The organism is Saccharopolyspora indica, assembly GCF_027853965.1.
GTDB classification, from domain to species: Bacteria; Actinomycetota; Actinomycetes; order Mycobacteriales; family Pseudonocardiaceae; genus Saccharopolyspora; species Saccharopolyspora indica.
Window position 1 is genome coordinate 89468 of the sequence record NZ_JAQGLB010000004.1, and the last position, 18829, is coordinate 108296.

The 18829-nt window shown below is 71.2% G+C and carries 14 protein-coding genes; 6 read left to right on the top strand and 8 right to left on the bottom strand.

Translation table 11 applies throughout. The features are described from left to right. Positions 1–36: 36 nt before the first annotated feature. The 6 genes from OU416_RS11045 to OU416_RS11070 form a co-directional block, all read right to left on the bottom strand. Positions 37–834, bottom strand: a complete 798-nt coding sequence (locus OU416_RS11045; protein WP_270926795.1) for an anti-sigma factor — start codon at positions 832–834, stop codon at positions 37–39. Next, positions 831–1439 (bottom strand): RNA polymerase sigma factor SigM, encoded by a 609-nt coding sequence (gene sigM, locus OU416_RS11050; protein ID WP_093150732.1) that lies wholly within the window; start codon positions 1437–1439, stop codon positions 831–833. The genes OU416_RS11045 and sigM overlap by 4 nt, the downstream gene beginning before the upstream one ends. 82 nt (positions 1440–1521) lie before the next feature. Next, positions 1522–3090, bottom strand: coding sequence for a protein kinase family protein (locus tag OU416_RS11055; RefSeq protein ID WP_270926796.1), 1569 nt, complete (start codon positions 3088–3090; stop codon positions 1522–1524). 99 nt (positions 3091–3189) lie between these two features. Next, entirely contained in the window at positions 3190–5034 is a 1845-nt protein-coding gene (murJ, locus tag OU416_RS11060) for a murein biosynthesis integral membrane protein MurJ (RefSeq protein WP_270926797.1), read from the bottom strand. Between the two features lie 322 nt (positions 5035–5356). Beyond that, positions 5357–7573 carry a DUF6049 family protein gene (locus OU416_RS11065; protein WP_270926798.1) on the bottom strand — a complete coding sequence of 739 codons (2217 nt, stop codon included), beginning with the start codon at positions 7571–7573 and terminating at the stop codon, positions 5357–5359. Further along, complete coding sequence (locus OU416_RS11070) at positions 7570–8127, bottom strand: NUDIX hydrolase (RefSeq protein ID WP_270926799.1); 558 nt, start codon at positions 8125–8127, stop codon at positions 7570–7572. Before OU416_RS11070 ends, OU416_RS11065 begins: the two co-directional genes overlap by 4 nt. Before the next feature lie 149 nt (positions 8128–8276). On the opposite strand from OU416_RS11070, the gene OU416_RS11075 reads away from it, so the two are divergent. The 3 genes from OU416_RS11075 to OU416_RS11085 all read left to right on the top strand — a co-directional run bounded on the left by OU416_RS11075 (position 8277) and on the right by OU416_RS11085 (position 10869). Beyond that, on the top strand, positions 8277–9767 hold the full coding sequence (locus tag OU416_RS11075) for a CCA tRNA nucleotidyltransferase (RefSeq protein ID WP_270926800.1): 1491 nt from the start codon (positions 8277–8279) through the stop codon (positions 9765–9767). 161 nt (positions 9768–9928) lie between these two features. Further along, positions 9929–10501, top strand: a complete 573-nt coding sequence (locus OU416_RS11080) for a YqgE/AlgH family protein (RefSeq protein ID WP_270926801.1) — start codon at positions 9929–9931, stop codon at positions 10499–10501. A gap of 11 nt (positions 10502–10512) precedes the next feature. Then, positions 10513–10869, top strand: a complete 357-nt coding sequence (locus tag OU416_RS11085) for a VOC family protein (protein WP_270926802.1) — start codon at positions 10513–10515, stop codon at positions 10867–10869. Positions 10870–10918: 49 nt separating this feature from the next. Here the strand turns inward: OU416_RS11085 and OU416_RS11090 are convergent, their stop codons facing one another. After that, the gene (locus OU416_RS11090) at positions 10919–11332 is read right to left on the bottom strand and encodes an SdpI family protein (protein WP_270926803.1); all 414 of its coding nucleotides are present in this window, start codon (positions 11330–11332) and stop codon (positions 10919–10921) included. A gap of 124 nt (positions 11333–11456) precedes the next feature. On the opposite strand from OU416_RS11090, the gene OU416_RS11095 reads away from it, so the two are divergent. Both OU416_RS11095 and leuS read left to right on the top strand, forming a co-directional pair. Next, positions 11457–12524 (top strand): esterase-like activity of phytase family protein, encoded by a 1068-nt coding sequence (locus OU416_RS11095; RefSeq protein WP_270926804.1) that lies wholly within the window; start codon positions 11457–11459, stop codon positions 12522–12524. Positions 12525–12745: 221 nt separating this feature from the next. Beyond that, the gene (gene leuS / locus OU416_RS11100) at positions 12746–15610 is read left to right on the top strand and encodes a leucine--tRNA ligase (protein ID WP_270926805.1); all 2865 of its coding nucleotides are present in this window, start codon (positions 12746–12748) and stop codon (positions 15608–15610) included. A 73-nt stretch (positions 15611–15683) separates the two neighbouring features. On the opposite strand, the gene OU416_RS11105 is transcribed toward leuS, so the two are convergent. Beyond that, positions 15684–16733 (bottom strand): MerR family transcriptional regulator, encoded by a 1050-nt coding sequence (locus OU416_RS11105; protein WP_270926806.1) that lies wholly within the window; start codon positions 16731–16733, stop codon positions 15684–15686. 158 nt (positions 16734–16891) lie between these two features. On the opposite strand from OU416_RS11105, the gene OU416_RS11110 reads away from it, so the two are divergent. Further along, positions 16892–18817: an acyl-CoA dehydrogenase family protein gene (locus tag OU416_RS11110; RefSeq protein ID WP_270926807.1), complete on the top strand. Its 1926-nt coding sequence runs from the start codon at positions 16892–16894 to the stop codon at positions 18815–18817. Positions 18818–18829: the final 12 nt, after the last annotated feature.

Here is an 18829-nt window from a genome sequence, read left to right on the forward strand (position 1 = left end):
GATTTCGCGCGAAATCGCCACCTCACCGAGCGCGGGCTAGCCGCCGAAGGTGCTGTCGGAGATCTTGGCCGGGTTGTCCGGACCGCAGTCCGGGGCGACCGCTAAAAGCCGGAACTCGCCCGCCATGCCGGTTGGCAGGACCATCAGCTGGGCCGGTCTGCCGTCGAGCGTGATCTCCCGCGCGCCGATCGGTTTGCCGCTGGTCACGCCGTTGGCCTGCAAGCAGCCGAGGAGCTGCTGCGGATCGCTGAGCGAGCCGAGGTACTGCTTGCTGCTGAGCGCCTCGGCGAACTGCTGGCCGTTGAGGTCGACCTGGTCGCCCTGCAGCGCCAGCGGTGGTTTCGCGCTCGGTGCCGGGCTCGGCGGTTGCTGGGCCTGCGGCGCCGAGGTCTCGGTGTTGGCGGGCAGCACCGAGAACACCACGGCAGCCGCCGCGGCGGCGACGCCGACCACCCCGGCACCGAGGGTGAAGCGCCGGCGGCGGCGCTGCTTCGCCGCCGCGAAGTCGATCACCTGACCGCCCTGCTCGGCGGCCGGAGCGGCCGGAACCGCGGGCTGCTGCTGCTCGGCCCAGGCCCGGACCTCGTTCTCCAGCGCCGCGTCGATGCGAGCCGAGACGTCGTCCGGGATCGTCAGCGGCGGCAGCTCTGAAAGGTCCGCGCTGGTGGCGTCCAACGCCGCCAGGATCTCCCTTGCCTCCGGGTCGTTCTGGACCTGGCCGCGGAGCTCCTCGGCCGTCTGCTCGTCCAGCACCCCCGCGTGGAGATCGGCTAGCAGGTCCAGAGACCACGGTGGCCCCTGCGGCGCCCCCGTGCGCCGGTGTTCGCCACTCATCGTCCCTCCCGTCGACGCATGGCCATCGCGTCATCTGGGACGTTCGCATCTGCACTTGGGTTCCGCAGGTGTCCCAGAAGTTTGGCGAGCTTGGCCCGTCCCCGTGCGCAACGGCTCTTCACGGTGCCGTCGGCAATGCCCAAGATCGACGCCGTTTCGGCCACCGAGTAGCCCTCGACGTCCACCAGCACGATCGCCGACCGCTGATCTTCGGGGAGTTCGGCCAGCGCGTCCTGGACCGCCATCTTGGTGTCCTGCTCGGCGATGGCGTCGCGGGGCACGGCGGGCTCGGCGGGACCGGTGTCCGGCAGCGGCACGGTCGGGCGGGCCTGCCTGCGCCGGATGCGGTCCAGGCACGCGTTCACCACGATCCGGTGCAGCCAGGTGGTCACCTGGGACTCGGCGCGGAAGGACGAGGCGTTTCGGAAGGCCGAGATCATCGCGTCCTGAAGCGCGTCGGCGGCGTCTTCGTGGTCGCGCATGGTGCGCAGCGCAACAGCCCACAGCCGATCCCGATGTCGGCGGAAGAGCTCGGAGAACGCGTGCGGATCTCCGTTTGTATGCGCCGCGATGAGGTCGGCGTCCGATCTCACGGGGACAGACACGAGTCAGCACTTTACTGATCGTGAGTTCGAACATGGGCCACAACCCGTGTTCGGCCTCACGACCAGGCCGTGCTGCGTCGGATCAGGCCGCGCTGCCGGTCACCTTCACCTCGTTGATCCGGGCGCCGAACCCGCCGCCGCTGGACGGCAGCTGGGTGATCAGGACCAGGATCTCCTGGGACGCCGAGTCGGGGCTCAGCTTGATCGTGGTCTGCCCCGCGGCCAGCACGCCCTGGCCGATCACCTTGGTGTCGCCCAGGTTCTGCGTTCCGTTGACCTGCCGGACCTCCACCTTGGCGCCCGCGCTCGGCGAGTCGATGACGAGCTCCTGCAGGACCGACGGGTGGGCGAGCGTGAGCACCGCGCCGGTGCCGTTGCTGATGCCGCCCGGGCCCAGCTGCTGCCGGTAGTCCGCCGTCGCCCAGTAGGTCCCCGTGTCGCCGTCGAACAGGTACGGGACGCGGCCCGGGGTGTCCGGGGTGCCGTTGGTGTTGTACGACTCCGCGCCGGTGATCTGCACCGGGCTGGCCGGCGGCGGGGCCTGTTGCTCCTCGCTGCTCGCGGGGTTGCCGGTGCCGTCGAGCATCTCGCCGGTGGTGTTCCGGTTGGACTCGGTGAACACGCCGATCAGCGAGGTCGCGATCCAGGCGACCACCAGCAGCGTGGCCACCGCCAGCACGCCGACGCTGACCATCAGCTTCTTGCGCTTGGCCTCGTCCGGCTTGGGATCCTCGCGCCGCCAGACTTCGTTGCTCTCGCTGCTCGAAGCCCCTTGACCGTTGGTGCTCGGCGTTTCGAAGGTGGCGTGCTGCTCCAGGACGCGCAGCACCGCGGCACCGGTGCGGACACCGCCGGTGGTGCCGGTGGCGTCCGGGTTGCCCAGCGCTCGCACGGCGACGGTGGACAGCTCCAGCGGCACGGTCGGCCGCAGCGTGCGCGGCGCGACGATGGTGCCGTCCGGTCCCGTGGGAGCGGTGGGCAGTCCTTCCGGCGCGTCGCCGAGCGCCCACCGCCCGGTGAGCAGCAGGTACAGCGCGGCACCCAGGCCGCGCACGTCATCGCTGGAGGTGGCCTTGGCCATCGGGCCGGGGAAGGCCATCCGGATCTCGCCGTCCGGCGTCACCCGGATCCGCTGCGGGTGATCGGCGCCGAGCACGAGACCGGCGTGGTGCGCCGCCTCGACCGCGGCGGCCAGCGGCTGCAGCAGCCGGGCCGCGGTGCCGGGCGGCAGCGGGCCTTCGGCGACCAGGTCGAGCAGATCGGTGCCGTGCGTCCACTCGGCGATCACGATGCCGAGGACGCCGTCCGGATCGTTCGAGGACTGGGTGACCACGTCGAGCACGCGGGCCACGCCGATGTGGTTGAAGGTGCTCGCGTGCATCGCGCGTTCCAGGGTGCGCCGCGCGTTGGACGCCGCCTCGGCCTCCGAGCGGTCGCCGACCAGGATCGTCAGCGCGACGTCGCGGCCCAGCACGCCGTCCTTTGCGCGCCAGAGCTGGGCGTTGCAGCGATCGTCCACGCCGACCTGGGAAAGGAGCCGGTATCGGCCGTGGTCCAACACCCGGCCCGGGGTCAGCGCCTGCTCGGCCGAACCCTCGTCGCCGGAATCGTCGCGGTCCGCAGCGATCTGCTCGGTGGGTTTGCTGGTCACCTTCCCTCTCCCGCTCCTCCCGGTCCGCAAGGGGATGCGTACCACCCCTCTTCCCCGCACAGGAGGAGACTTCGACACCGAGGGTACGTGACGCGAATGTCAGCGACGACGCAGCAAACCGGTGAGCCGTCCGATGGCGGGCTGCAGTTCGGCCACTCGCAGGATCGACATGAGTCCGAAGATCGCCCCGAAACCGACCGCGCAACCCACCAGCAGCTGCAGCCAACCGGTGCCCAGACCAGGAGGACCGGGGATCAGCGCGTCGACGCCGAGCGTGCTCGCCCAGCACAGCAGTCCGCCCACGACCGACGCCAGCATCGTCTTCAGCAGCGTCTTGGTGAACCGGCGGCTGCCCAGCGCACCGAGCCGGTGCCGCAGCCAGATCTCGCCGATCAGCCAGCCGATGACGTAGGTGAAGGAGTTCACGAAGGTAAGCCCGAACACCACTTGGTCGGGCTCCAGCACCAGGGGCAGCGCGAAGGCCATCAGCACCTTGGCGGCGGTCATCAAGGTCACGATCAGCGTCGGCGTGCGCGCGTCGTTCAGGGCGTTGAACGTGCGCATCTGCATCATCGTCAACGCGTAGGGCAGGACGCCGAAGGCCGAGACGGCCAGCGCGAGCCCGAGCGTGGTGGCCTGCCCGGACATGTCGGACTTCACCGCGAACAGCGCCAGCGACAGCGGCACGCCGAGCGCGGTCATCACCGCGCTGACCGGCAGCAGGGTCACGGTGGACAGCCGGTTGCCCAGCGACAGGTCGTCGATGACCCGCTGGTTGTCGCCGTCCGCGGCCGCGGCGCTCATCCGCGGCAGGATCGCGGTCATGATCGAGAAGCCGATCACCCCGTACGGCAGCTGCAGCAGCATCCACACGTAGCTGTAGGTCGACCAAGCACCCTTGGCGCTGTCGGTGGCCACCCGGCTCAGCGCGACCAGGCCGATCTGGCTGACCGCGACGTAGCCGAGCATCCACAGCGCGAGGCCGCCGAACTCCGAGAGCCTGCGGTCCCAACCCCAGCGCCAGCGCATCCGGAACCCGGTGCGGCGCAACGCGGGCAGCTGCACCAGCGCCTGGCAGAACACGCCGAGGGTGACGCCGATGCCGAGCACGAGCAGCTGCGGGTCGGTCATCGAGACCGGGTCCAGGGAGATCGCTCCCGGCATCAGCGCGAGCACGCTGATGGTGGCGATCACGACCAGGTTGTTCACCACCGGCGCCCAGGCCGGCGGGCTGAAGATCTGCTTGGACTGCAGGACCGCGCCGACCAGCGCGCTGATCCCGTAGAAGAAGATCTGCGGCAGCAGCAGGTAGGAGAAGGCGGTGACCAGCGCCCGGTTCGAGGCTTCGGAGTCGGAGACCAGCGCCATCGTCAGCAGCGGGGCGGCGACCATCGCCAGCAGCGTGCCCACGGCCAGCACCACGACCGCCAGCGTCATCAGCTGCTGCACGAACCGCTCGCCGCCGTCGGCGTCGCCCTTGCGCGCGCGCACCAGCACCGGCACCACGACGCTCGTCAGCACGCCGCCGATGAGCAGCTCGAAGAGCATGTTCGGCAGCGTGTTGGCCACGTTGAACGAGTCGTTGACGACGCCGAAGCCGATCACCCCGGCCAGCATCAGCTTCCACAGGAAGCCGGTGATCCGGCTGATCAGGGTCGCGATGGCCATCGAACCGCTGGCCTTGAGCAGCGACGGCTTGCCCTTGCCCGGCGAGACCGGGCGGATCACCTGGGTCTGCTCGGCGGCCTGCTCGGCCGCCTGGTCCATGCCGGGTTCCGGCGGGACCGCGGGGATCGGCTGGGTCTCGGCGACGTGCCACCCGCGGTGGGCGGGGGGCGGTCCCGGGCGCGGGGCGGTGGCCGGTCGCCGGATCGGCTCGGTGGGGCGCGTCCCGGGCTGCGGTCCGCGACCACCCATCCGCCCGGCATCCCTGTCTCGGTTCACTGCCTCAATCCTTCGCCCGCGCGGGAGTTGCCCGCCCGATCCTGTCGATTCCGCGGTGCGCCACCCCGAAAGTGTGATGGGACGGCATTCCGCCCAGGATCTCAGAGCACATCTGCGGATCTTTTCGTGGTCTTCGTCTTGAAGCGGCGTAGCCGCTTAGCCCACCCTCGCAGCTCGCACCGCCGCGGGTTCTCAGCGTTCGCCTGGCGAGGATGGCCCGGCCGCCGTGTATTGGCATACATAAGGCCGGGCACCCGCAGTCCAGGCGGGCGCTGAGGTTCCGCTACCCGCACCGCCACGCAAACCGAGTTCGCTGATGACTTCAGCCCGGGTTTCGATCACCTTCGGTGGTGGCGACCTGCGCGGTTTCCGGGTTGTCCGGCGTCTCGCCCGCCTGCTCCGCCGCGCGGCGCTTCTGCCTGGCCCGCAAGCGCTTGAAGATCCGCCGTGCGGACATGAGCACCAGCAGCGCCGCGGCGCTCAGGGTGATGATCATGATCAGCGGGCCGTAGTTGCCGGACTTGTAGGTCAGCCGCTTCGTCTCGCCGAACTGGGTGCCGGCCTGGGTGCTCACCTTGACGTCGAGGGTGAAGGTCCCGGCGCGCTGCGCCGTGGTCTGCAGCCAGAACACCCGCCGCGACTTCGCCGGGACGGTGCCGAACCCGCCGAAGTCGGTCTGCACCTGCACGCCCGGCACCTGCGGGATGTGGAACACCACGCCCACCGTGATCGGCAGGTCGTTGACCACGGTCAGCGGCGTCGGGCTGTCCGGCGAGGCGCCCACCAGCTGGGTCGGGGACTCCTCGATGCGGACCATGCCGAAGATCTCCTCGACGGTCCCCCTGGCCAGCCCCACCCAGTGCTCGGCGGCGCCCGGGTTCCCGCGCCACGCGCTGGACGCGCCGCGCAGCAGCCCGTTGACCAGCGGCGTGGTGATCCGGCCGCGTTCCACGTCGGAGGCCGGGTCCCGCTCCGAGGACCGGTACAGGTCGCCGACCTTGAAGTTCTGCTCGGCCAGCTGCTTGAGCACCGGCTGCGGAATCTCCGCCGAACCGGCTTCCACCGGGTAGCTGAGGTCGGCTTCGGGCAGCGTCGCCGGCTCCGGCTCGGGCAGCGAGCGGAGGCGGATCAGCCCGGCGTCGTTGAGGCCGCGCATGCCGTCGAGCAGTTCGCGCAGGTCGTCGCCGCGGAGGTTCCAGCGGCGCGGCGGCGCCAGCACCGAGGTGGCGTCGCCGACGGAGCCCTGGGTCGCCCGGAAGGTGAGCGCGCCGAGCGCGTTCTGCGCCGACTCCAGCTGCGCGACCGGCGGCGAGAGATCGGTGGTCTTGTCCCCGGTGTCGCGCAGCGGGTCGAGCGCGCTGGTCAGCAGCGGGTCGACCGGGATGGCGGTCATGTCGCGGCCGCGGATGCGCACCGGGTCCAGCGAGCCGGCCGGGATGTTCAACGACTGCGGCTCCAGCAGCACGGTGCCGGGCAGGTCGCCGCTCGCCGGATCGGCCAGCGCGCCTTCGACCGGCCACAGCACGCTGCGAGGTTCGACGCCCAGCACGCTCTTGTCCTTGAGCAGGTCGGCGCCGTCCAGCGCGATGTCGACCAGGTCGGGCAGCCCGGCGCGGGCGAGCGCCGCCACGTCGGCGTCGGCGTAGGGCAGCGCGATCACGCACCGGCCCGAGGTGACCTCCCGCAGCTTGCTCATCCAGAGGTTCGCGGCACCGGTGCCGATCCCGTCGGCGAGCTTGCCGTCGGGCTGTTTCACCTGGTACGGCGCCTGCATCGCGCGGACGGTGATCAGCAGGTCGGGGTCGATGGCGAAGCACAGCGCGCTGCCCATCGGCGAGCCCGCGGGCGCGCTGTCGGACACCGCCTGCAGCAGGTCGTACAGTCGGCCGCCGGGCGCCAGCGAGGTGGACAGCGCGTCGTCGACCAGCACCGGGCGCATGCCGGGCAGGGCCTCCCGCACCAGCCGCGGGTAGTCGACGATCGGCACCAGCATGCTGACCTCGGTGGGGTGCGCGGGCGGCGGCGCCGGGCTGCCCGGGGTGCTGAGCACCGGCAGCAGGAAGCGGGATTCGGCGATCCGCGCCCGGCCGCCCACCGCGGGCACGCCGTTGACGTTGACCAGCAGCGGGTAGACGCCGGGCTGGGTGATCTGCAGCGAGTTCGGGCCGGTCAGCGGGATGCGCAGCTCGATGTCGATCTGCTGCCCGGGAGCCAGGCGGTCCGCGACCGAGGTGAACGCGGGTTCGGTGACCGTCGGGGTGGCGCTGCGCATGGCGCGCTGCACGGCCGGTTCGTTGGTGGCCGGGTTGCCGCGCTGGACGCGGGCCTCGATGCCCTTGATCGGGCTGTCGCCGGTGTTGGTCAACCGGCCGGAGATGACCACCTCGCCGGGGCCGCCGTCCGCGACCACCGATGGGGTGACTTTCGTCACGTCGAGTTGGGCGGGGCTGTCGCCCTGCGCCGCGGCCGGCGGCGCCATGGCCACCGGGAGACCTGCGAAAACCAGCACCGCGACCACCGCGGCCAGCAGAAACCTCAACCCGGCTCCGTCCCGCTACCTCGCACCGGACGGGCCCCGAGCCGATCGCTCGCCCCGTCCGCACCGTCGCCGCGCATGCTCAGCGCGCGGCGCACCAGCCGACGCTCATCGGCGTAGGCCAGCACCTCGTCCAGTTCACCAAGCGGCACCCACGCCACCTCGGTGACCTCCACGTCCTCGTCGGAAAGCTCACCGCCCACCGCATCCAGCAGGAAGTGGTGGACGGTCTTGTGTATGCGCCGGTTGCCCGCGACGAACCAGTAGTCGATGGTGCCGATCGGGTGCACGACCCGACCGATGATCCCGGTCTCCTCGGCGACCTCGCGCACCGCGGTCTGCTCCGGGGTCTCACCGGCCTCGATGTGCCCCTTCGGCAGCGACCACAGCAGTCGGCCCTTGCGGTCCAGCCTCCCGATGATCGCAGCGCGCTGTTCGCTGCCGTTCACCACCAGCCCGCCTGCGGACGTCTCGTCGACGGTCCGCAGCCTGCGCCGCCGGCGTCGGTTCCGACGCCCCGGCTGAGCACCGCCGGAGCGGCCGGGCGACGGGGGCATGGAGCCGATGGTAGTGCGATCAGGGCTCGGTCGTTCCCAGTGGCCGATTTGCGCTGCTCATGCACCGGGAGCGTTTCGGGGCGCCGAACGCTCCCGAGCGGACATGCCGTCGCTCAGGCACCGTGCGGGGGCCGATATCCTGGTAAATCGTGTCCTCTCCTTCGCACCACGACCCCGCTTCGTCCGCCGAGCTGCAGGCGCGCGAGCGCCAAGCGCAGCGCAACGCCGTGGTCGAGCTCGTCCGGGTCGCACCCGTCGCGGAGGAGCTGGCCGAGCGGTTCGCCGCTGCCGGGCACCGGCTGTTCCTGGTCGGCGGGAGCGTGCGGGACGCGCTGCTGGGCCGGCTGGGCACCGATCTGGACTTCACCACCGAGGCCCGGCCGGAGCAGGTCCGCGAGCTGCTGAACGGCTGGGCCGAGACGATCTGGGACACCGGGATCGAGTTCGGCACGCTCGGCGCCTACCGGCACGGGACGACGGTGGAGGTCACCACCTTCCGCGCCGACACCTACGACCGGGTGGGGCGCAACCCCGACGTCGCCTTCGGCGACTCCATCGAGGGCGACCTGGTGCGCCGCGACTTCACCGTGAACGCGATGGCCATCGAGCTGCCGAGCCGGACGTTCGTCGACCGGCACGACGGGATGGCCGACCTGGCGGCGCGGCGGCTGGACACCCCCGCCGCCCCGGAGGACTCCTTCGCCGACGACCCGCTGCGCATGCTGCGCGCCGCCCGGTTCGTCTCCCAGCTCGGCTTCACCGCCAGCGACCGGGTGGTCCGGGCGATGACCGACATGGCCACCGAGATCACCCGGATCACCCCGGAGCGGGTCCAGGTCGAGCTGTCCAAGCTGCTGTGCGGCGAGTTCCCGCGGCGCGGCGTCGAGCTGCTGGTGGAGACCGGGCTGGCCGACCACGTGCTGCCCGAGGTGCCCGCGATGAAGCTGGAGATCGACGAGCACCACCAGCACAAGGACGTCTACAGCCACTCGCTGACGGTGCTGGACCAGGCGATCGACCTGGAGCGCGCGGCGGACCCGGACGGCGAGCCGGACCTGGTGCTGCGGCTGGCCGCGCTGCTGCACGACATCGGCAAGCCCGGCACCCGGCGCTTCGAGTCCGGCGGCGGGGTGAGCTTCCACCACCACGAGGTGGTCGGCGCGAAGATGGCCCGCAAGCGGCTGCGCGCGCTGCGCTACCCCAAGGACGTGATCAACCAGGTCGCCGACCTGGTGTTCCTGCACCTGCGGTTCCACGGCTACAGCGACGGCCAGTGGACCGACTCGGCGGTGCGCCGGTACGTCAACGACGCGGGCCCGCTGCTGGACCGGCTGCACAAGCTGGTGCGCGCCGACTGCACCACCCGCAACAAGCGCAAGGCCGCGGGCCTGCAGCGCGCCTACGACGATCTCGAGGAGCGCATCGATCGGATCGCGGCGGCGGAGGACCTGGCGAAGGTCCGGCCCGATCTGGACGGCAACGAGATCATGCGGCTGCTCGGCGTCGAGCCCGGACCGGTGGTCGGCAAGGCCTGGAAGCACTTGAAGGAGCTTCGCCTGGACCGCGGGCCGATGTCTCACGAGGAAGCCGTCGAGGAGCTCCACAAGTGGGCTCGCGAGCAGGGCATCGACGTTCCCTGATCGGGTAATCGCAGGTCAGAAGGTTAATAGTAATACTAAATCCTAACTCTCACTGATATCTGCGGTTGTTGAGCACTGATTGCTGCTGATTCCGGCCGCCGGTGCGGCAATGTTCGGTCCAGGTGGGTCCGTGCACGGGCAACCAGTGAGATCATGTGCAGGTGGGAACAGACGCGGACGTGGAACCGGGGACGCTGCTCGTCGCCGCCCCACAGCTGCTGGACCGGAACTTCCGGCGAACCGTCGTGTACGTCATTCACCACCGCGCCGAGGGCACCCTCGGCGTCGTGCTGAACCGGCCGAGCGAGGTCACGGTGGGCGAGGTGCTGCCGAAGTGGGGCGAGCACGCGAGCGAGCCGCAGTCGCTGTTCGTCGGCGGCCCCGTCGAGCAGCGCACCGCGATCTGCCTGGCCGCGCTGCGCGCCGGCGAGGACACCGGGACCGTCTCCGGCATGGTCGGCGTCCGCGGCCCGGTCGGCCTGGTCGACCTCGACGGCGACCCGGCGGACCTGGTGCCGAAGGCGCGCGGGCTGCGCTTCTTCGCCGGCTACGCGGGCTGGGAGCCGGGCCAGCTGGCGGGTGAGATCGAGCGCGGCGACTGGATCGTGGTGCCCGCGCTGCCGGACGACGTGATCGCCGACCCGGGCGCCGAGCTGTGGGGCCGCGTCCTGCGCCGCCAGGGGCCGCCGCTGGCGTTCCTCGCGACCCACCCCGGAGACGTCCGCCTGAACTGAAGGGGAGCCGCATGGACTTGCGAAGCGCGACGGTGGGGATGCCGGTCAGCGACCTGCGCCGCGCCGTGGAGTGGTACCAGCGCGTGTTCGCGCTCGCCGGGCCGGATCTCGAACCGGCCGACGGAGTCGTGGAGTTCCAGCTCGGGCCGATCTGGCTGCAGCTCGGCGAGGAGCCGACCGCCCGCTCCGGCGCCGAAGTGGTGACCCGCTTCGACGTCGCCGACGTCGCGGCGGAGCGGGACCGCCTGGTCGGGCTCGGCGTCGAGGTCGGACCGCTCGAGCACGTCCCCGGTGCGGTCGACTACTTCGACTTCGCCGATCCCGACGGCAACCGGCTCAGCCTCTACACCCTGCTGGCCCAGGGCTGAGTTGTCCCCAGGTTCTGCGGGTTGTCCACAGGCCTGTGGACAACCTCGGTCAGCCGCGCGGGAGGGAACTGCAGCAGCCGCCCGCGCAACCGCCGCACCCACCGGCCGCGGCCGGAGCGGGCATCGCCTCGGCGGCGCGGTTGCCGAGCACGCCCCCGGCGGTCATCAGGACGAACGCCCCGACCAGGCCGAACACCGAGATCATCACCACCGAGAACGTCGAGGCGAGCATCGGCAGCGACGCACCGGCCAGCACGGCCGCCGCGCCACCGGCCAGCATCGCGGGCCCCGCCGCCCGGTTGGCGACGTCGAACGCCTCGTCGCTGCTCATGGCGGCGGGAGTGCGGACACCGACGTAGCGGTTGCGGGGCAGCTGCCCCCGCAACCCCCGGAAGCCGAGCAGCAGCAGCGCCGCCCCGCCGAGGACCAAGATCGCGCAGAGGATCACCTGAACAGCGAGCACCCCACCAGACTAGGAGAGCACCGGACTTGACCTGCGTCACGGTGCGGCTACGACGCTCCGCGGCGGGCCGATGCGCAACTTGATCGCCACCTGCCGGACACCCTGATCGGGTGTGCTGTGGCGCATGGCGAAGACAACTGTGCTGAGCGGGGTGCTGGCCGCCGGGCTGCTGGTCGCGGCCGCGACTCCGGCGACGGCCGGGCCCGACCGGGTCGAGCTGGTCGGCGAGACCACCCTGCCGCACGCGATGCAGTTCGACGGCACCACCGTCGGCGGGCTCTCCGGGATCGACTACGACCCGCAGACCGGCGAGTGGGTGCTGATCAGCGACGACCGCTCCGACAAGCAGCCGGCGCGGATCTACACCGGTCGCTTCGAGGGCGGCGAGTTCCGGCTCACCGGCACCTCGCCGCTGCTGCGCCCGGACGGCACCACCTACCCGCAGGGCACCGTGGACCCGGAGGACGTGCGCTGGGACCCGTGGACCGGCGACATCTGGTGGACCAGCGAGGGCGAGCGCGCCCAGCAGCTGATCGACCCGACGATCCGCCGCGCGAAGGCGGACGGCTCCTTCGCCGGTGACCTGCCGATCGCGGACAACCTGCGGATGCGTCCGGAGACCGGCCCGAAGCAGAACGAGGTGCTGGAGGGGCTGACGCTGGCCCAGGGCGGCTCCCTGGTGGTCAGCGCGATGGAAGGCCCGCTGGTCGAGGACGGCGAGTCGCCGACCGCCGAGCACGGCGCGCTGTCCCGGATCACCGTGCAGACCCGCCACGGCCGCGTCCTCGGCCAGTACGCCTACCCGCTGGACCCGGTGTTCGCCGAGTCCCCGACCGGCGGCTTCGCCAACAACGGCGTCACCGCGGTCCTGGCCGATTGGGGCGGCGACTACCTGGTGCTGGAGCGCTCCTTCGTCACCGGCGTCGGCAACTCGGTCCGGCTCTACCGGGTCAACCCGCGGGGCGCCACGGACGTGCGCGACGTCGACTCGCTGGCCGGCGCCGACGTCCGCCCGCTGCGCAAGCAGCTGGTGGCCGACCTGGGCGACCTCGACCTGAGCACGGTGGACAACGTGGAGGGCATGACCTGGGGCCCGTGGCTGCCGGACGGCCGCCGCAGCCTGGTCCTGGTCAGCGACGACAACTTCTCCCCCACCCAGACCACCCAGCTGATCACCCTCGCGGTGCGCTGATCCGCTGGGGAAACGGGGTTGGCGGTCTCCGCTACCCTGGGTGCATGTGCGCCGCGAGGCTGCTTCTTGCGAGGCCGCGTTGACCGTCCGTTAGGCGACGTCAGCGCGGCGACCCCTCATGCCCGGCAGGGCCTGGGGGGTTTTCCATTTTCCGCAGGCGGCACACTAGGAGCGCACGACTCGCGCGTTCGAGGGCGATAGGCAGGGAAGGACACAAACCGATGAGTGGCCAGGCAGAGACCTCGACCGAAGAGGTTCCGCAGCACCGCTACACCGCGGAGACGGCGGTCGAGATCGAGCAGCGGTGGCAGCAGCGGTGGGAGGAGCGCGGCACCTTCCACGCGCCCAACCCCGCCGGGTCGCTCAAGGGTGACGTGCCCGAGGGCAAGCTGTTCGTGCAGGACATGTTCCCCTACCCCTCCGGCGCCGGGCTGCACGTCGGGCACCCGCTGGGCTTCATCGGCACCGACGTCTACGCGCGCTTCCACCGGATGCTGGGCCACAACGTCCTGCACACGATGGGCTTCGACTCCTTCGGCCTGCCCGCCGAGCAGTACGCGGTGCAGACCGGCACCCACCCGCGGACCACCACCGAGCAGAACATCGAGCGCTACCTGGGCCAGATCCGCCGCCTGGGCCTGGGCCACGACGAGCGCCGCCGGATCGCCACCACCGACGTCGAGTTCTACCGCTGGACGCAGTGGATCTTCCTGCAGATCTTCAACGCCTGGTACGACGCCGAGGCGGGCCGGGCGCGGCCGATCGGCGAGCTGGAGGAGCAGTTCGCCAACGGCGAGCGCGCGACCCCGGACGGCCGCCCGTGGGCCGAGCTGACCGGTGTCGAACGGCGCGAGATCATCGACTCGCACCGGCTGGCCTACGTGTCCGAGGCACCGGTCAACTGGGCGCCGGGCCTGGGCACCGTGGTGGCCAACGAGGAGGTCACCGCCGACGGCCTGACCGAGCGCGGCAACTTCCCGGTGTTCCGCCGCAACCTGAAGCAGTGGATGATGCGGATCACCGCCTACGCCGACCGCCTGGTCGACGACCTGGACCGGCTGGACTGGTCGGAGCAGGTCAAGACCATGCAGCGGAACTGGATCGGCCGCTCGCAGGGCGCCAACGTGGTGTTCGGGCTGGACGGCTCGGCGCAGCGCGTCGAGGTCTTCACCACCCGCCCGGACACGCTGTTCGGCGTGACGTACATGGTGCTGGCCCCGGAGCACCCGCTGGTCGACGAGCTGACCGCGGCGGCGTGGCCGGAGGGCGCCGACGACCGCTGGACCGGTGGCGCGGCCACCCCGGCGGAGGCCGTCGCGCAGTACCGGCGGGCCGCGTCGATGAAGTCCGACCTGGACCGCCAGGAGAACAAGGAGAAGACCGGCGTCTTCACCGGTGCCTGGGCGACCAACCCGGTCAACGGCCAGCAGATCCCGGTGTTCATCGCCGACTACGTGCTGATGGGCTACGGCACCGGCGCGATCATGGCGGTGCCGGGCGAGGACACCCGCGACCACGAGTTCGCCGAGGTCTTCGGGCTGCCGATCGTCCGCACCGTGCAGCCGCCCGCCGACTTCGACGGCGGCGCCTTCACCGGTTCCGGCCCGCGGATCAACTCCGCGAACCCGGAGATCGGGCTGGACCTCAACGGCCTGGACCTGGCGGACGCCAAGAAGGCGATCACCAGCTGGCTGGAGGAGCACGGCCACGGCCGCGGCACCGTGCAGTACAAGCTGCGCGACTGGCTGTTCGCCCGGCAGCGCTACTGGGGCGAGCCGTTCCCGATCGTCTACGGCGAGGACGGCCTGCCGCAGGCGCTGCCCGAGGACCAGCTGCCGGTGGTGCTGCCCGACGTCGCGGACTACTCGCCGCGCACCTTCGACCCGGAGGACGCCGACAGCCGTCCGGAGCCGCCGCTGGCCAAGGCCACCGAGTGGGCGAACCTGGAGCTGGACCTGGGCGACGGGCTCAAGCACTACCACCGGGACACCAACGTGATGCCGCAGTGGGCCGGTTCCTGCTGGTACCAGCTGCGCTACATCGACCCGGACAACTCCGAGCGGTTCGTCGACCCGGCCAACGAGCAGTACTGGATGGGCAAGCGGCCCGAGCTGCACGGCCCGCGCGACCCGGGCGGCGTGGACCTGTACATCGGCGGCATGGAGCACGCGGTCCTGCACCTGCTGTACTCGCGGTTCTGGCAGAAGGTGCTGTTCGACCTGGGCCACCTGTCGGCGGAGGAGCCGTACCGGCGGCTGTTCAACCAGGGCTACATCCAGGCCTACGCCTACACCGACTCGCGCGGCGTCTACGTCCCGGCCGAGGAGGTCGAGGAGCGCGACGGCAAGTACTTCCACCAGGGCCAGGAGGTCCGGCGGGAGTACGGGAAGATGGGCAAGAGCCTGAAGAACTCCGTCTCGCCGGACGAGATGGTCGACGCCTACGGCGCGGACACGCTGCGGCTGTACGAGATGGCGATGGGGCCGCTGGACTCCTCGCGGCCGTGGGCGACCAAGGACGTCGTCGGCTCGCACCGCTTCCTGCAGCGGCTGTGGCGCAACGTCGTCGACGAGAGCACCGGTGAGCTGCGGGTGACCGACGAGCAGCCGGACGTCGAGATCGTGCGCGCGCTGCACAAGACCATCGCCGGGGTTCGCGAGGACTACGCCGAGCTGCGGTTCAACACCGCGGTGGCGAAGCTGATCGAGTTCAACAACCGGGTCACCAAGGCCTACTCGGCGGCGGCCGGCACGCCGCGCTCGGTGGTGGAGCCGCTGGTGCTGCTGGCCGCGCCGCTGACGCCGCACCTGGCCGAGGAGCTGTGGTCCCGGCTGGGGCACGCGGAGAGCCTGGCGCACGGGCCGTTCCCGGTGGCCGACGAGCAGTACCTGGTCGAGGACACCGCGGAGTACCCGATCCAGGTCAACGGCAAGGTCCGGTCCCGGGTCGTGGTGCCCGCTTCGGCGGACCAGGACGCGGTGAAGGCCGCGGCGCTGGCCGACGAGAAGATCGTCGCGGCCCTCAACGGCAAGGAACCGCGCAAGGTCATCGTGGTCCCGGGCCGCCTGGTCAACGTCGTCGCCTGAGTTCAGTCGCAGCCGTGAGCGGTTTGGGGTGTTATAGCGCCCCGAACCGCTCACGGCTTTTGTGCCGCCGAGGTCAGGTCCGCGGCACGGCGTCGATGACGACGCAGGCGATGTTGTCGGGAGCTCCCGCGTCGTGGACCTGCTGCGCGAAGCGGTCGACCGCTTCCTGCGGGTCGGTGGCCGAGTCGAGGACGTCGTGCAGGGCCTGTTCGCTCAGCACCGCGTGCAGGCCGTCCGAGCAGAGCAGGTACCGGTCGCCGGCACGCGCTTCGCGCAGGTGCATGTCCGGTTCCGCCGTGCCGCCGCGGACCAGCGCGCGCAGCAGCTCGGCGCGCTTCGGGTGGACCGCCGCCTCCTCCGCGGTCAGCCTGCCCTCGTCCACCAGCGATTGCACGAAGGTGTGGTCGTGGGTGATCTGCGTCAGCTCGCTCCCCCGCAGCAGGTATGCGCGCGAATCGCCCACGTGCGCCAGGGCGAAGCTCGTGCCCGACCACAGCATGGCCGTCAGCGTGGTGCCCGCGTGGTCCTGCGCGGAGTCGTCGACGGCCCGCTGCGCTTCGCTCGTCGTGCTGCCCAGCGCGCTCAGCAGGTCATCGCCGGGTTCTCCGGTGTCGAGCGGTTCGAGCGCCGCGAGCGCTGCTCGCCCCGCGCCCCGGTCACCGAATCCGTCGGCGACCGCGAACAGCCGCGTGCCCGCGAACACCGCGTCTTCGTTGTTCTGCCGCACCAACCCGCGGTCCGCGCGGGCAGCGTGGCGCAGTTCCCACTCCGGCATTCCGGTCATGTCAGCGTCCTTTCTGGACAGTTCTTCGACGAGAGCGGCGGCCAGTTCGCCGCGAGCCGCGGTTTCGGCTTCGATCTGGCGCCAGTACGAGGAGATCTCCGCCGCGGCGGCCAGCGGTGGCAGGTCGATGACCACCCGGATCCTGGCCAGCGGCATGCCGAGCGCGCGCAGCCGCGCGACCAGCTGCGCCGTCGCCAGCTGGGCCGGGACGTAGCTCCGGTAGCCCGTGCGCGGGTCGACGTGCGCCGGTGGCAGCAGCGCGAGCTCGTCGTAGAGCCGCAGCGCCTTGGGCGTGAGGCCCGAGGCGTGCGCGAAGTCGCCGATGCTCAGTTCGTCCACGGTTCCCCTCCTCGCACCGGGCCCGCCGCCCGGTGACCGGACTTTGCAGCTTTCCCCGGGGTGAAGGTCAACCCGGCACCGGCGAGGTAGCTCACATGGCGGGGTTACTCGTCGGTAACTACGCTTGGAGCAGTCGGTACCGACGAGTGGAGGCCGCGATGGCATTCGAGGCAGGCGAGCTCACGACGCTGCTGGACGGGCGCTGGGCGCACGTCCGCGACCAGGTCCGGGAAGCGCTGGAGGGCGTCGACCTGGCACCGGCCGACGACCTCGACACCGAGAGCCACCGCGCGCGCACCCTCGAACAGCTGCGCCAGCTGGCCAAGACCGACATCCCCGGCCTCGGGTTCCCGACCGCGCACGGCGGCAGCGGTGACACCGGCGGTTCGGTGGTGTCCCTGGAGATGCTGCCCGGCAACCTGTCGCTGATGGTCAAGTCCGGCGTCCAGTGGGGGCTGTTCGGCGGGGCGGTCGTCGCGCTGGGCACCGAGCGCCACCACGAGCGCTACCTGCGCGACATCATCAGCCTGGAGCTGCCGGGCTGCTTCGCGATCACCGAGACCGGCCACGGCTCGGACGTGCAGAACCTGCGCACCACCGCCACCTACGACCCGGAATCGCAGGAGTTCGTGGTGCACACGCCGCACGAAGCGGCGCGCAAGGAGTACATCGGCAACGCCGCCCGCGACGGCCGGATGGCGGTGGTCTTCGCGCAGCTGATCACCGGCGGTGAGAGTCACGGCGTGCACGCGCTGCTGGTGCCGATCCGCGACCAGGCCGGGAACCCGCTGCCCGGCGTGGAGATCACCGACTGCGGCCGCAAGGCCGGGCTCAACGGCGTGGACAACGGCCGGATCGTCTTCGACCAGGTCCGCGTGCCGCGCGAGGCGCTGCTCAACCGCTACGGCGACGTCGCCCCGGACGGCACCTACAGCAGCCCGATCGCCAGCAAGGGCAAGCGGTTCTTCACCATGCTCGGCACCCTGATCCGCGGCCGCGTCTCGGTGGCGGGCACCGCGGGCAGCGCCGCCAAGCTCGCGCTGGAGATCGCGCTGCGCTACGGCGACGCGCGCCGCCAGTTCGGCCGCCCCGGCACCGAGGACGAGGTCGTGGTGCTGGACTACCTGGCGCACCAGCGCAAGCTCCTGCCCGCGCTGGCCAAGTCGTACGCCCTGCACTTCGCGCAGGAGCAGCTGGTGTCGAGCCTGCACGAGGGCTCGGGCGACGAGCGGGCGCAGCGCGAGCTGGAATCCCGCGCGGCCGGGCTGAAGGCGATCACCACCTGGCACGCCACCAGCACCATCCAGACCTGCCGCGAGGCGTGCGGCGGCGCGGGCTACCTGGCGGAGAACCAGCTCGCGCAGCTCAAGGCCGACACCGACGTCTTCACCACCTTCGAGGGCGACAACACGGTGCTGCTGCAGCTGGTCGCCAAGGGCCTGCTGACCAACTACAAGGACCAGTTCGACGACCTCGGCACGCTCGGCATGGCCAAGTTCCTGGCCGACCAGTTCGTCGGCTCGGTGATCGAGCGGACCGCGACGCGCTCGCTGGTGCAGCGGATCATCGACGCCTCGGGCAAGGACGACATCCTCGACCGCGGCTGGCAGCTCAAGATGTTCGACGACCGCGAGCGCCACGTCCTCGACGGTCTCGGCCGCCGCCTGCGGAAGTCCAACCGCAGCAACGCCTTCGAGGTGTTCAACAGCGCGCAGGACCACGTGCTGCGCGCGGGCCGGGTGCACGTGGACCGCCTGGTGCTGGAGTCGTTCGTCGCGGCGATCGAGCGCTGCCGCGACCGGAAGACCGCGGCGCTGCTGAACAAGGTGTGCGACCTCTACGTGCTCTCCACCATCGAGGAGGACCGGGGCTGGTTCCTCGAGCACGAGCGCATCTCGCCGCGCCGCTCGAAGGCGATCACCGAAGCGGTCAACGACCTGTGCGCCCAGCTCCGCCCGCACGCGGTCGACCTGGTCGCGGCCTTCAACCTCCCGCGCCAGTGGCTCACGGCCCCGATCGCCACCGGCGCCGAATCCCACCGCCAGCAGGCCCAGCAAACCCACGACCGCTCCCTCCGCCCCTGAGCGGAACGAGGT

What these genes read in the sequence shown, in the direction of transcription:
- OU416_RS11045 (WP_270926795.1), bottom strand. Translation starts at nt 834, where the DNA reads ATGAGTGGCGAACACCGGCGCACGGGGGCGCCGCAGGGGCCACCGTGG.
- OU416_RS11070 (WP_270926799.1), bottom strand. Translation starts at nt 8,127, where the DNA reads ATGCCCCCGTCGCCCGGCCGCTCCGGCGGTGCTCAGCCGGGGCGTCGG.
- OU416_RS11085 (WP_270926802.1), top strand. Translation starts at nt 10,513, where the DNA reads ATGGACTTGCGAAGCGCGACGGTGGGGATGCCGGTCAGCGACCTGCGC.
- OU416_RS11095 (WP_270926804.1), top strand. Translation starts at nt 11,457, where the DNA reads ATGGCGAAGACAACTGTGCTGAGCGGGGTGCTGGCCGCCGGGCTGCTG.
- leuS (WP_270926805.1), top strand. Translation starts at nt 12,746, where the DNA reads ATGAGTGGCCAGGCAGAGACCTCGACCGAAGAGGTTCCGCAGCACCGC.
- OU416_RS11110 (WP_270926807.1), top strand. Translation starts at nt 16,892, where the DNA reads ATGGCATTCGAGGCAGGCGAGCTCACGACGCTGCTGGACGGGCGCTGG.